Below are 12,480 nucleotides of genomic sequence, written 5' to 3' on the forward strand. Positions count from 1 at the left end.
AATCATAAACCAACCAGTTGTCATTATAAATCAGCAACTGGTTGGTTTATTTTATCTTACAAGATATTGTTTTTTAATATAATAGTTTCAAACATATAGCTGCACCTAAGATAAGAATAATGCATACAATTCGCCGCCAGTCCTTGGATTCATTGAAAAACAACATTCCAAGTAAAGCGCCACCGGCCGCTCCAATTCCTGTCCAAATTGCATAGGCTGTCCCCATTGGTAATGTTTCCATAGCATATGCAAGGCCAGCAAAGCTCAAGGTAAATGCGAAAATCAATAACACCAAATTTTTTATACTTTTAGCATCATTATATTTACTAATCATATAAACACCCATCATCTCACATAGTCCCGCGACTACTAATGCAATCCATGCCATTATTCGTTCACCTCTTTTTCTTTAGGCTCACCTGTCACTAGCTTTAAACCGACGACCCCTGCAAGTAAAACGACAATACATAAAATCTTAGCTAATTTCCATGGCTCTCCGAACAGTAAGCTACCAGAACATACAGTACCCGCTGTACCTAAGCCTACGAATACCGCATAAACAGTACCGACTGGTAAACTTTCTCCAGCCTTAATTAGTAAATAAAAACTAACAAAAATTGCAATAGCGGTACCAATCCATTCGAGTGCATTCCCTGCATGCTTTAAGCCAATAACCCAACCGACTTCAAAAAAAGCAGCAATTATGACACTTAACCATTGTTTGTTCATTGCGAATTCCTCCATTTTATTGTTAAACACGGATGTATACTATTATTGGGCAGTTCCCTTTAAGCAAAGTGCGTGGTTTTCCGGCATACCTGATCAAATTACTAACCTACCCGATCACTTCTTTTCCTTACCCGAGCAGTTTCCTGACCTCCCCAATCACTTCTTTGCCTTACCCGAGCAGTTTCCTGACCTACCCGATCACTTCTTCGGCTTACCCGATCAAATTACTGACCTACCCGATCACTTCTTCGGCTTACCCGATCAAATTACTGACCTACCCGATCATTTCTTCAGCTTCCCTCCCATAGTAGCCAAATAAAAAAAGCCTAAGAAACACTGCTGTAAACAGTATCTCCCAGGCTTTTATCCTTCCGTGTCACAAAATCATTTGTGGTTTTCTCTCGGACCAGACTAGCATTGCTACGGAACCCTAGAAAACTATCATATTTGATTGTACTACTAGTATAGCAAACTATTCAGTCATTTTCTACTCGTACATAACCAACTTTTTCAACAAGTGCTTGCCCCTCATCTGATACAATCCAGTCGATAAACTTCTTTACATTAGGATTATCTGTTCCTGCTGTTACAGCATAAAATTCAGATACGAGTGGGTATGTGCCATTACGAATATTTTCCTTTGTGGGCTCAATCCCATCAATGGACAATAATTTAATTTCTTTGTTATTCACCATTTCTGTTGAGTAAAATCTAAACGTGTAGCCAATGGCATTTTTATAATTACGATATTGTGATACCTCATGAATAATACCACCCATACCTGTCGCAACATTTTCAGCAGGTGCTTCCATGATTGGTGTATCTCCCATCATTCTTTCAAGTGCTGTTTGGCTTCCGCTATCAGCTGGGCGTTGAAAGGCACGAATCGCAGCATTTTCACCACCGACTTCATGCCAATTCGTAATTTTCCCAGCGTATATTTGTTTAAACTGCCCCAGTAATAAATTTTCTACGCTGTTCTTTTGATTGACGAAAAAGACAAATGCCTCTCGCCCAATGGGGGTCATTTCAAATGTAAGACCTTCCATCTCAGCTTGCCTCTTCTGTGATTCAGATGGCGCTGCTACAAAAATCAGGTCAACATCTCCTGAAATCAAATTTTGATAAGCTTCAGGTGTACGACTAACCATCACTCTTCTTTTATCATATGGATAGTAATCCTTTGGATAGGTTGCTTCTACAAAGGCAGCATACAGTGGATACATCGCCGTCGCCCCATCTAAGCGTGGTAGTGACTCAACTAATTGCAATGAAGCCTTTGTATCTGACTTTACTACTTTATTTTGCTCTGTAAACGGTTGATAGAGTGACACATCAATTTCTGCATCAACAGTTGGAATACTCATTTTGTAGTAATATTGAATAGGCTTAATCGAGGCAATCAACAACGCAATGCCCATTACTCCAGCTAACCATATTTTCCGTTTTGTTGTTGTCAACCAATCAAAAATTAAACAAACGAATAGGACAAATAAACATATCGGAACAGTTAAGAGTAGTCCACTAAAATGTAGCCCGCCACTAATCATTAAATACAACCCAACTACTCCTGTGAAAAATAATAATCCGATTAGTACAAAAAGAGACTGTAGCACTTTCATAATCAACGGCTTCACCTCCAAAAAAGTAATTTTATACTAACTATTTTTATAATAGGTTATTTCCGGAAGATAACACAACTATAAATTCTGAAAATTATGTTAAAATAGATGTATTGTTGTAAGGAGGTATTACATATGGCAATTGAAAAAGTACGTGAACATTTAGCACAATGGAATGTTCAACACAAAATACAGGAGCTAAACGAAAGCTCGGCGACCGTTGAACTAGCAGCACAGGCACTCGGGTGCGAGCCTGAACGCATTGCAAAATCGTTATCGTTTCTTGTGAACGATGGCGCGATACTAATTGTTGCTGCAGGCGATGCCAAAGTCGACAATGCAAAATTTAAAGCTACCTTTGGTACAAAGGCAAAAATGCTTGGAAAAGATGAAGTTCTTGAAAAAATTGGACACGAGGTAGGAGGTGTTTGTCCTTTTGGCGTGAATGAGGGCGTTGCTATTTATTTGGATGAATCACTTAAACGCTTCACAACGGTATTCCCTGCATGTGGTAGTAGCAACTCTGCTATTGAGCTTACTATTTCTGAATTAGAAACTTATACACCCTTTCAAGAATGGGTTGACGTCTGTAAAGGCTGGAACGAGTAAAATAAAAATCGGCGAAACTTTATAAAAAAGCCTCGCCGATTTTCAATTTTATCAAGCAATGTTTTTCAAAGCGAAGCATATCTTTAGTAATGTTCAAGGCTTATATAGTTGTTTCATTCTAATAACAGAAAAAGCCTTACTAAATTTGAATTGAGGGTATAAAAATTAGAATAAATATTTTACTTTTTATTACAGAGTATCGCGTGTAAGAAAATATACTGGAGGGCTGGCAATGAAGACTATAGCGGGAACAATCTCTTTATCTGTTTCTTTTACTTTATTCATTTATTTGTTTGGACTAAAACTGGAGCATTCAATTAAATATGACTCTGGATTCTTTTTTCTTCCAATAATTTTACTGATACTTTCTCTTATTTTCTTTAGACAAGACTATAAACGAAAATAAAGATTTACGAGACTAATGTTCCCTGCATGTGGTAGTAACACTCCTCCATTGAGTTTACTTTTTCTGAACTAGAAACCTATATTCCATATCAAGTATGGATTGACGAAGGCTGAAACGAGTAACATGGCGTAATTATCTGCGCAATTATGTCTCGGCATAATTGCGTACGGAATCGGCTTTGTACTTGCACAAAGCCGATTCCGTGACATCCGCCTGAGGCTTTAGGCCAACAGATGTTTTTTGCGCGAAAGCGTAGTGCAACGAAGCGACAGCAACAGCACGAAGTTGGTCATTCAGTCATTGCCACAGGACGTGGCGTTCTTAGACTGAGTTCCTCTATTTCAGCGGATACTCACCACCTATAGAGGTGGGTGACTTCTGTAACTGTCGCTTCGTTTTCGCTACCAAAACACTTGCTGAAAGAAGTTAAAAGTCTCGCCGTTTTTTATTTAATTTTCTTCTCTATATCCAACAGCTAACCAGTGAGAATCCCATTCTGTTATTTGATTGCCTACTCTACATGATAAGCCACATGCACGATTATCAGCGATAAATGAGCCGATTAACCATTTCTTTGTTTGTAATCCATCTTTTAGCTTTATCGTTATAGAGGGCATTTCCACGTACTGCTGATAAATAAACAAATTATCATCATAATGGGTATACGCAGAGGCATTTGTTTTCGTACCATCCCCTGCATAAATTTCTACAGTATTCCCTTCCCGCGAATAGACAGGTTTCTTGACAAACGGCAAGTTTTCCTGAACAAATGGCTCTGCCGAAAGGTACGTTGGCAACATATATTTCTGAATAGCAGCTCGCTCTTCTGCATTAAAAAGAAGCGGATCATCTTTTCGCTCCCAAATCAGCCATAATAAAATTTTCGATTGCAGTACATATGCAGCAGGTGCGTTAATAATAGCAAGCTGCCTGTCTTTTACAAGTTCCAGTAATTGTAGACCTATACGATCACCATCGGAAGACATATCATCTATTAAAAACTCTACTGGGTGTGCAGGACGATATAAAATATCAATTTTCTCCATAGCAGGCGTATAAAGGCCTCGAGCTATATTAGCAGTGTTACTTGAAAAAATGATTAGCTCTTGTATAGGGACATATTCCACATCAAAAGGTATACATTTCTTTAAAAACTGTACCTGACAATATTCCTCATAATCTTCCGCAGCCGTTTTCCCTGTAATGATGATTTTAGGTTTTTTCACATCATTTAAATAATGCATAGCCGCAAAAAGTGCACCAGACAAGGATTTATGTAATGCCGAAACATCATTCGGACTATCAAATCCTAAATGCTGACAAAGCGCTTCATTGATTTCAAAGGTTTCTTGGACAAGAAATGGCGTTTCACCATTTAATTCAAGACATTTTATTTCTCCGTCCTCTGTACAAATAAAATCGAAGCGAGCTAGTATCGATTGTTGCTGTAAATAATCTAATTGGATATATGGCAGCATTTCAGAACGAATGCCTAGTGCTAAAAGTTGTTCATCCGATAAATGCTTAAATTGTTTGCCAACCTTTAAAAATATTTTCCAAAGTATAGTAGATGCATAGTTAATTTCATCGATTTTCTCTTTGGGTAAATCTAGTACATCGTATAAGGCGTACTCAAGGTCCTCAAAGTCTGGAAAGGAATTAGGAAATTTAGAATAAAATGCTTGGCGTTGTTGAAAATAATTGTCCATATTGATTTCTCCTTTTAAGAAGATGAAGAGCCACCTCTAGAGGCACCACCTGAGCCAAAGCCTGATTTTCCAGTGCTGGACGATGAGTGATTTGAATAAGAACTATTCGAAGATGAATCTGAACTATTTGAGAATGAACGCTTGCCACTCGAATAAGAGTTGGAACCGCTTGTATTTGAATTAGAGCTATTTGTTGTTGAGTTATTTGAACTATTAGATGTTGTACCAGACGAATTTTGAGAGCCGTTCGTAGTAATTCCATTTGTATTTTTACTTTCGCTAGCATTACTATGATTCGTACGTGGCACTGCTGAACCGCCACCTCTATCCTCTCTATCTGTACCATCCTTTAGATTGCGGCTTTTATAAATGGCACTTCCTAGCATTGCTCCGGCAGTTGCATACATAAGTCCATTAAAGAAATGATGTGCATAATGAGGCGAATTTTCATCTAAACACTCGAACGAACCATCATCACTTTCTTCCCATTCATCACATGCATTTGCCATGTCGCTGTCATACACACTTTGTAAATCACCACTAGCTGTTGCCGTATTGTTTTCTTCCGTTACATTATTTGTATCAGCTGAAGAGGCAGAGGACTCCCCGACATTTTGACTTTCTGTATTCCCACACGCGGCTAATTGCATAGCCATAAATGATGCTGTTGTGACTGCTATATATTTTTTCATTTGTTTTGCCATTTCGTATTTCTCCTTTATGTCGATACCTAATTTACGAATATCCCCTACTTTAGGTTTCATTTTTTACAAATTCATACATATTATCATAGCACTAAAAACCCCCTGGTGGATTGGAATCATTCATCTCCAGGGAGTTTCGCGCAAAAATATTTATTTAGTCGGTACTGCTTTTCTTCCATATGTCATAAAGCGCCATAGCTTTTCAAATGGCCCCATTTTAAAGAATTTGAACCAGATGACACTAAAGATAATTTGAATGATAAAAATTAAGATTGCAATAATCACCGCATCAGAAGGTGAAACAACTTCAAGCCCCATTAACGACATAAGAGCTAGGCCAATAAAGCTTTGAGCTAAATAGTTTGTAAATGCCATTTGCCCAACTCGTCCAATTGGCTTAAGCAGCTTCGCAATTTTCTTATTTTCTAACAAAACAAATAGACAAGCTAAGTAAAAATACGTTGTCGGAATTACCCCTAAACTAATAACGGAATTTAGATTTTCGTATCCATCTTGAGCTGCAAACCAAATCCATATTGAAATGCCAACAAAAAGTGGGAACGTCACAAATTGTAGCCACTTTATTTGTTTTGAGTATTCACTTACATGACTAATCCAATCAGCTTTTGCTACTAAAAAACCAGTTAAAAACATGATAAAAATAGTAATTGCATCATTTCCTAATAAACCAAAAACAGTTGAAAAGGCTTCTTGATTTGGCATTAATATTTGTCCAAGAATACACAGGATATGAACAGTAATAATCGCAAATAACCATTTACTAATTGTTGAAATCTTTGCATGATAAAAAGGTATCAGTAAGAAACCTATTACTGCATAAATAGCAAGGATTGATCCCCAAAAAACAAAAATATGAACAATGCCAATTAACAATAAAGCTAGTAAACGTCTTGCAAAACGCCATCTTGGCTTATCGCCACGAGCTTCTGCACGCGAAGCAAAAATATAAAAACCTACACCAAAGAGGAATGAAAAAATCGAAAAGAATTTCTTCTCAATAAAAATACCAATAAGCGTACTAATAATACCATTAATTCCACTATAGTCAGGCATCGGACCTCCCTCTACTATTATCTGGTAGGCCGCTACATTAATAAACAAAATGCCAAATAACGCTAACCCACGAATAATGTCTAAGGAAACGATTCTTTCTTTTTGAGGTACGGATGGATTCATTCTTTAAAACTCCTTATCTTTCAAACTTTACTGCACTATAGCTATTTTAGCTTTCCATCCTTACAGCAGTTTTTTTATAAGCTTACAGGAACCTTACATTTTATAGATTTTTCTCATAAGTTAATGCCTTTTTTCTCTTACATTAGTTTTTAATCCCTTTCCAAAAGCAAAAATTTCATATTTTATAGTAACCATTATTTCTTTTAAAAAAGGAGAATAGACGATGTACAGACAACGCAAATTTGGTTTTTGCTACCCTGGATATAAATACTGTGGTCCAGGATGTTCAGGACCAGGTAGACCTATCAACGCTGTAGATTCATGCTGCAAATTACACGACGAATGTTATGCTCGATATGGTAGATCAAGATATTGCGATGAAATGTTCCAAAACTGTTTGCGACCACAAATGAACGCTAATAGTAAAATGGCTAGAGATGCTAGATTGTTTTACAACATCTTCGAAATGCGCAATGGGTTCTTTTAAAGAATAAAGAAAGCTCACGATGTTATTTCTACATCGTGAGCTTATCTATCTGTGCTTTTATAAAAAACAGCATATTTCACTAGATTAGTAAAGCCTAATTTAGCGCCTACATGATAAGATCCATGGTTATCAATATCACAATCCCAACAAGGCTTTATATCGTTTAAAAGGCAATCATCAATAAATTTTTCTGCAATGAAGCTTGCTAATCCTAATCCTCTATAATTCGAATCAGTAACTATATCAATCTCTGCAAATTGCTGCGATTTAAAAATAGAAACCGCTTCGCTAATAATCTTATCTCCATGCTTCAAACAGAATCCAAAACCATTTTCAAGGAAATTACTAGTAGAACCCCAGTACTCCTCATAATATTGGTTGTTAAATTCTAAACAATGATCAATTTGATGTTGCTTGATTTTAATGCATTCGTAGTTAAGCGACTCGTGCTTCTCTCTATTGTTATAAGCATTTTTATCAAAGCTGAAAGTATATCTTTCTAATTTATTCACATAAACGTTTAATCGTTGTTCAATTTTTGTGTTCCAATCTTCTGAGTAAGAAAATAATGTGAAACGTTTATTTTGCTCAATAGATTCTTGTAGTAAAGCTGCGAGTTTACTTATAACTTGCTCGCTGGATGAATCACCATAAACATAGTATATTCCTGATTTGGTTTGAAACAGTAGTGAATGAAGGCTTTCATTGTCGGCATAGACAGCACCTTCTATTACCTGCTCCAGAATACTGTAGACAAATGTTGGCGCCCTCTCTATTGTTTCTTTGACAATCGAATAATTCTCGGTCGTTACCTTAAACATTATCATTTCCCCTATTCTTTTGTATCTCTTCATATAGCATAACATTTTAGCAATTACTAGAATTATTGTATAATAGATACATGAAATTTGAAGGGACTGAATTATGCGCAGATAGCAATATTTTTCATCCAAACTTATAAAAAATTGGAGGTAAAAGTATTGATAGAACAAATTTACACAAAAAGATTATATTTAAGAAAAATGAAGATAGTGGATACACATAGTTTATTTAAAATTTGGTCAGATCCCGATGTGACGAAATTTATGAATATCACTAATTTCACTCATGAACAACAAGCGAAGGAAATGATTGAGCTTTTTGATCAACTAGCTAAGGAGCACAAGGCTATTCGCTTATCAATTATTGAGAAGGAATCCAATGAGATTATCGGCTCTTGTGGATTCAATTCATTTGACTTAGAGAACGCTACAGCAGAAATTGGCTATGATCTCGCTAAAGCTTATTGGGGAAATGGCTATGCGCCAGAATGTATTTCCGCTTTGATTGATTATGCTTTCTCCACTTTAAGCATAACTAAAATTGAAGCAAAAATAGAGCCTTGTAATAGGAATTCTATAAAAGTAGTAGAGAAATTGAATTTTACTTTTGAAGGAACATTTCAGGAATATGAAGAATCAAAAGAATCTTTTTATGACATTAATGTTTATTCTTTATTAAAAGAAAATTGACGTAAAAAAAACGAAGCCAAGAATGTGCTTTTTTCATTTCTATTACTTAATCGGAATCCAAATTTCAAAATAAAAATCCAGGCTAAATGGATTTTTGTCCGAGTACACTCCCTACTCAGCTTTCCCAGAAGGTTTGTTTGTACAAATAAATATGATGTTAAAATTCCCTACTCTTCTTAACCAAAACAGAGTATAGAGACCGTCAGAAAAGACAGACTCTATACTCCGTTTAAAATATATTTAATAAATCAAATGGCTTTTCGATGATATAGTCATACTCCTCTGGCTTTCCAAAACCATATGAAGCAAAAACAAAAGGAATCCCTGCAAACTTTGCAGAAAGCATATCTCCTTGTGTATCTCCTACATAGACAGCGTTTTTAATATGATTTCTTTCCATAATTAATTGAATATTTTCTCCCTTTGATAAGCCTGTACGTCCCGGATTTTCAAAATCGAGAAAATATTTCTCTAGTTTATGATAAGCATAAAATGTTTCTATGTAGCCCTCCTGACAATTGCTCACAATGAACAAGCGGAATTTTTTTGAAAGAGCTAGTAAAGTTTCTTCTAACTGCGGATATAAAATACCGCCATTACGTAATAAATCATCTTGCTCTTGCTGGCAGCATGCTAAAATAAGCTCCATCTGCTTTTCTTCATCAAGATATTCAAATAATACAGCTGCTATTTCTTGAATTTGTAAGCCCATCGTTTTAGATAAATCCTCTTCGGTTATCTTTCCTTTACCGTAAGGAGACCCTTGAACTACCTGCGCCCACGATTGCGCTACTGTTTTTCTTGAATCCCAAAGTGTCCCATCCAAATCGAAAATAATGCTCTCAATGTCCATATGAAACCTCCTTTATTAACATTATACAAAATATGGATGTTGAGAAGAGCAAAATTTCTCATCAGGAGGATTTTATATACGATGTTTACTATGTCGGACTAAACAATATAAAACATCATCACTACAAAAAATGGATTTGGCAAACTAATCGTTTACCAAATCCATTTTATCTTTATTGAATTGGAATCCAAATTTCAGAGTATGAATCAGGGCTATAAGCATCTTCATCAGGGTAAACTTCAAGTTCAGCTGTTCCTGCTGGTTTATATGGATTGGATGGGAACCACTCTGAATAAATCTGTTTCCAAGTATTTTGCATAGCATCTGGCATAGGGCCATGCACCTCAAAGACAACCCACTTCGATGCAGGTATCTCCAACGCTAATAGATTTTCTCCCACTTCCCCTACATGATCCGTAGCAATCCAGTAATCAATGAAACCATTTTGCCCTTGGTCTGTATTTGGTACACAAACACCTAGCGTCCCTTTAATGCTTCCGTTATTTAATTGGATAAGTTGATGATCGAAATTTTTCGAATTCATCTCATTCCAAAAATGAGGAATGTCTTGCAAGTTCTCACCATTTTGACAATTATATGTTCTTTTTACCCCTACTACTTGAAACTTTTCTTTTTCTACGATCTTATACTTCATTGGTTCTGCTCCCTTCAGGCTTACCTGGATGACCAGGCGATTGTATGATTGTAGCTGTCCTTGCTTCTTTCTTGCTTCACTAGGCGTTAGATTATGCTGCTTACGAAATGCCTTTGTGAAAGCTTCAGGAGAGTCGTAGCCATATTTGTAGGAGAGATCGATTACTTTTTGTTCTGTATTTATTAACTCCTGTGCAGCTAATGTTAGCCTTCTACGTCTTATATAATCTGCAATAGACATATCCGTTAAAATCGAGAAAGTCCGTTGAAAATGAAAGACCGAAGAATTTACCTCCCGTGCAATTTGCTCCATTGTGATGTCATCTAATAAATGCTCTTCGATATAATTTATTGCTTTTTGAATCGACTCAATCCAACTCAAGTGCTCTCACTCCTTGTTTATAGCTTATAACATCAAAATTAGTTATTCCTGTCTTTTTATGCTAACTTTGGACTGGTAAAAATGAAAGCTTTATTTTCACCATAGCGTGGTGTTGATTTCCGTTCCGACCGGTCGCTTTGTTGTTGCTGTCGCTACGCTTTCGCACAGATAAAACATTTGTTGCTGTCGCTACGCTTTCGCACAGAGCAAAGCTTCCTGGGGGCGTCCGATGAGCCGCTTCACTCGCGTTGCTCGCTCCAGAGTCTCGGGCCAGCACGATGCTGGTCACAAAGGCGTTATCACAGGACGTGATGGTTTTAGCCTTCGTTCTTCTATTGCTGATCCCCAAGGAGTCGACCAGTCTCCACTCCAATCAACCTATATACATAGAATTAACAAAAATCATACCTATTTTTGGATAATATGGGTTAAAATTAGTATAAAATATTAGATTGGAGGTTTTGATATTGGTTAAATGGCAAGGGGCAGCAGGAATTTGCTTAAATGAAGACAATCAATTATTAATGGTTTTGCAAGGGACTAAAGAAGAAGCAAAAACATGGGCAGTGCCATCAGGCGGCATAGAAACTACTGAAAATTTTGAGACATGTTGTATCCGCGAAGTGTATGAAGAAACTGGATTTATAGTAGACATCGTCAGAGAAGTGTTACATAAAAATAATGATGTAGTAGAAGTTCGTTATTTCGAAACAATCGTTAAAGGTGGACAAATGACAATACATGATCCCGATGAATTGATTTATGAAATTGCGTGGAAATCAAAAGATGAGTTACTAGATTTAACATTAACCTTCCCTGAAGATAGACAATTTCTATTATCATTGTTTCAATAATAGAATCATCATGAATTAGGATGGTTGGTGTTAGGAAGATCCAATCAGAAGCTTAGTACTTGGCATAACCTCTCGCATATATCCACAACCGCGGGTATTTCGCTTCCACCCGCGGGTAAACTCTTATATTTTGTTTATTTCATTTTTACTTTTTCAACGGCCGCTTCATATATCAATTCATCATCAATTTTAATATATTGATTTTTCGCTTCCTTACAATAGCCTTCTTGTTCTAAAAAATCCTTTAGTTTAGATTTCTTCGCAAATATTTTTTCAATGACATTCTTCTCCACTCCAGATTCATCATCTGTTCTTTTAGCAATTGATACCCAATATATTTTCGACAAGTTATTTCCCCCTCCGGAACAATCATTTATAAATAATTAAGGCTGAATGTATAACTGTATGTTCCCCTATATATAACGTATTGTATTTAATATCAACTATTAAATACTCGCTTAAATCCAATAGAGCGTTATTAATATCATGTTCAAATTGTACAATATCATTATTTTGGATCGTTACTACTTGGGTCGCTTGCGTCATACATTTTCCCCCTTTTCTTCTAATCATAGATTAACAGGAAGTATTTGTCACAACAAATTATTTTCGTAGTAAAGCACCTTATCCCCCTTTTTCATTGATAAAAACAGGTAATTAACCATTTATATGGTAAAGTGTAATCTAAGTACTGAATATTCCCCATTTAAAATACATAAAGAGTTTAAAACAATATACTAGATTAAAATGTCCAGCATTCATT

At 36.2% G+C, this 12,480-nt stretch carries 17 protein-coding genes and 1 riboswitch; of the genes, 6 read left to right on the top strand and 11 right to left on the bottom strand.

What is annotated here, in order from left to right; all coding sequences use genetic code 11:
• Positions 1-73: 73 nt before the first annotated feature.
• The 3 genes from ACIQ7T_RS17210 to ACIQ7T_RS17220 form a co-directional block, all read right to left on the bottom strand.
• On the bottom strand, positions 74-388 hold the full coding sequence (locus ACIQ7T_RS17210; RefSeq protein ID WP_370076245.1) for a DMT family transporter: 315 nt from the start codon (positions 386-388) through the stop codon (positions 74-76).
• Positions 388-729: a DMT family transporter gene (locus tag ACIQ7T_RS17215; protein ID WP_402871938.1), complete on the bottom strand. Its 342-nt coding sequence runs from the start codon at positions 727-729 to the stop codon at positions 388-390. Before ACIQ7T_RS17215 ends, ACIQ7T_RS17210 begins: the two co-directional genes overlap by 1 nt.
• Before the next feature lie 350 nt (positions 730-1,079).
• Positions 1,080-1,174: riboswitch (guanidine-I (ykkC/yxkD leader) on the bottom strand.
• A 31-nt stretch (positions 1,175-1,205) separates the two neighbouring features.
• Entirely contained in the window at positions 1,206-2,351 is a 1,146-nt protein-coding gene (locus ACIQ7T_RS17220; protein ID WP_402872075.1) for a PstS family phosphate ABC transporter substrate-binding protein, read from the bottom strand.
• A gap of 135 nt (positions 2,352-2,486) precedes the next feature.
• Here ACIQ7T_RS17220 and ACIQ7T_RS17225 point away from each other — a divergent pair, with 135 nt between their 5' ends.
• Positions 2,487-2,960: a YbaK/EbsC family protein gene (locus ACIQ7T_RS17225; RefSeq protein WP_402871941.1), complete on the top strand. Its 474-nt coding sequence runs from the start codon at positions 2,487-2,489 to the stop codon at positions 2,958-2,960.
• A 232-nt stretch (positions 2,961-3,192) separates the two neighbouring features.
• Positions 3,193-3,366 (top strand): hypothetical protein, encoded by a 174-nt coding sequence (locus ACIQ7T_RS17230; RefSeq protein ID WP_402871944.1) that lies wholly within the window; start codon positions 3,193-3,195, stop codon positions 3,364-3,366.
• A 449-nt stretch (positions 3,367-3,815) separates the two neighbouring features.
• Here the strand turns inward: ACIQ7T_RS17230 and ACIQ7T_RS17235 are convergent, their stop codons facing one another.
• From ACIQ7T_RS17235 to ACIQ7T_RS17245, 3 genes are all read right to left on the bottom strand, one after another.
• On the bottom strand, positions 3,816-5,075 hold the full coding sequence (locus tag ACIQ7T_RS17235; RefSeq protein WP_402871947.1) for a glutathionylspermidine synthase family protein: 1,260 nt from the start codon (positions 5,073-5,075) through the stop codon (positions 3,816-3,818).
• 14 nt (positions 5,076-5,089) lie between these two features.
• Complete coding sequence (locus ACIQ7T_RS17240) at positions 5,090-5,779, bottom strand: hypothetical protein (RefSeq protein WP_370076249.1); 690 nt, start codon at positions 5,777-5,779, stop codon at positions 5,090-5,092.
• Between the two features lie 150 nt (positions 5,780-5,929).
• A complete protein-coding gene (locus tag ACIQ7T_RS17245; protein ID WP_370076251.1) occupies positions 5,930-6,976 on the bottom strand; it encodes a DUF418 domain-containing protein in 1,047 nt (348 codons plus the stop codon).
• Positions 6,977-7,199: 223 nt separating this feature from the next.
• On the opposite strand from ACIQ7T_RS17245, the gene ACIQ7T_RS17250 reads away from it, so the two are divergent.
• Positions 7,200-7,463: a Parvovirus coat protein VP1-like protein gene (locus ACIQ7T_RS17250; protein ID WP_370076253.1), complete on the top strand. Its 264-nt coding sequence runs from the start codon at positions 7,200-7,202 to the stop codon at positions 7,461-7,463.
• Between the two features lie 41 nt (positions 7,464-7,504).
• Here ACIQ7T_RS17250 and ACIQ7T_RS17255 read toward each other — a convergent pair whose 3' ends face one another.
• Positions 7,505-8,284 (bottom strand): GNAT family N-acetyltransferase, encoded by a 780-nt coding sequence (locus tag ACIQ7T_RS17255; RefSeq protein WP_402871951.1) that lies wholly within the window; start codon positions 8,282-8,284, stop codon positions 7,505-7,507.
• Positions 8,285-8,443: 159 nt separating this feature from the next.
• Here ACIQ7T_RS17255 and ACIQ7T_RS17260 point away from each other — a divergent pair, with 159 nt between their 5' ends.
• Positions 8,444-8,974: a GNAT family N-acetyltransferase gene (locus ACIQ7T_RS17260; protein ID WP_370075012.1), complete on the top strand. Its 531-nt coding sequence runs from the start codon at positions 8,444-8,446 to the stop codon at positions 8,972-8,974.
• A 229-nt stretch (positions 8,975-9,203) separates the two neighbouring features.
• On the opposite strand, the gene ACIQ7T_RS17265 is transcribed toward ACIQ7T_RS17260, so the two are convergent.
• Both ACIQ7T_RS17265 and ACIQ7T_RS17270 read right to left on the bottom strand, forming a co-directional pair.
• The gene (locus tag ACIQ7T_RS17265; protein ID WP_370075013.1) at positions 9,204-9,827 is read right to left on the bottom strand and encodes an HAD family hydrolase; all 624 of its coding nucleotides are present in this window, start codon (positions 9,825-9,827) and stop codon (positions 9,204-9,206) included.
• Positions 9,828-9,999: 172 nt separating this feature from the next.
• Positions 10,000-10,863, bottom strand: coding sequence for an AraC family transcriptional regulator (locus ACIQ7T_RS17270; protein WP_370075014.1), 864 nt, complete (start codon positions 10,861-10,863; stop codon positions 10,000-10,002).
• A gap of 229 nt (positions 10,864-11,092) precedes the next feature.
• On the opposite strand from ACIQ7T_RS17270, the gene ACIQ7T_RS17275 reads away from it, so the two are divergent.
• Together ACIQ7T_RS17275 and ACIQ7T_RS17280 are read left to right on the top strand one after the other, a co-directional pair.
• On the top strand, positions 11,093-11,314 hold the full coding sequence (locus ACIQ7T_RS17275) for a hypothetical protein (RefSeq protein WP_402871956.1): 222 nt from the start codon (positions 11,093-11,095) through the stop codon (positions 11,312-11,314).
• 10 nt (positions 11,315-11,324) lie between these two features.
• A complete protein-coding gene (locus tag ACIQ7T_RS17280; protein ID WP_370075015.1) occupies positions 11,325-11,717 on the top strand; it encodes an NUDIX hydrolase in 393 nt (130 codons plus the stop codon).
• 134 nt (positions 11,718-11,851) lie between these two features.
• Here the strand turns inward: ACIQ7T_RS17280 and ACIQ7T_RS17285 are convergent, their stop codons facing one another.
• Both ACIQ7T_RS17285 and ACIQ7T_RS17290 read right to left on the bottom strand, forming a co-directional pair.
• Entirely contained in the window at positions 11,852-12,064 is a 213-nt protein-coding gene (locus ACIQ7T_RS17285; protein WP_402871959.1) for a hypothetical protein, read from the bottom strand.
• Between the two features lie 22 nt (positions 12,065-12,086).
• On the bottom strand, positions 12,087-12,263 hold the full coding sequence (locus ACIQ7T_RS17290; protein WP_156304561.1) for a sporulation protein Cse60: 177 nt from the start codon (positions 12,261-12,263) through the stop codon (positions 12,087-12,089).
• Positions 12,264-12,480: the final 217 nt, after the last annotated feature.

The organism is Lysinibacillus sp. NPDC096212 (genome assembly GCF_044763105.1).
Lineage (GTDB): Bacteria > Bacillota > Bacilli > Bacillales_A > Planococcaceae > Lysinibacillus.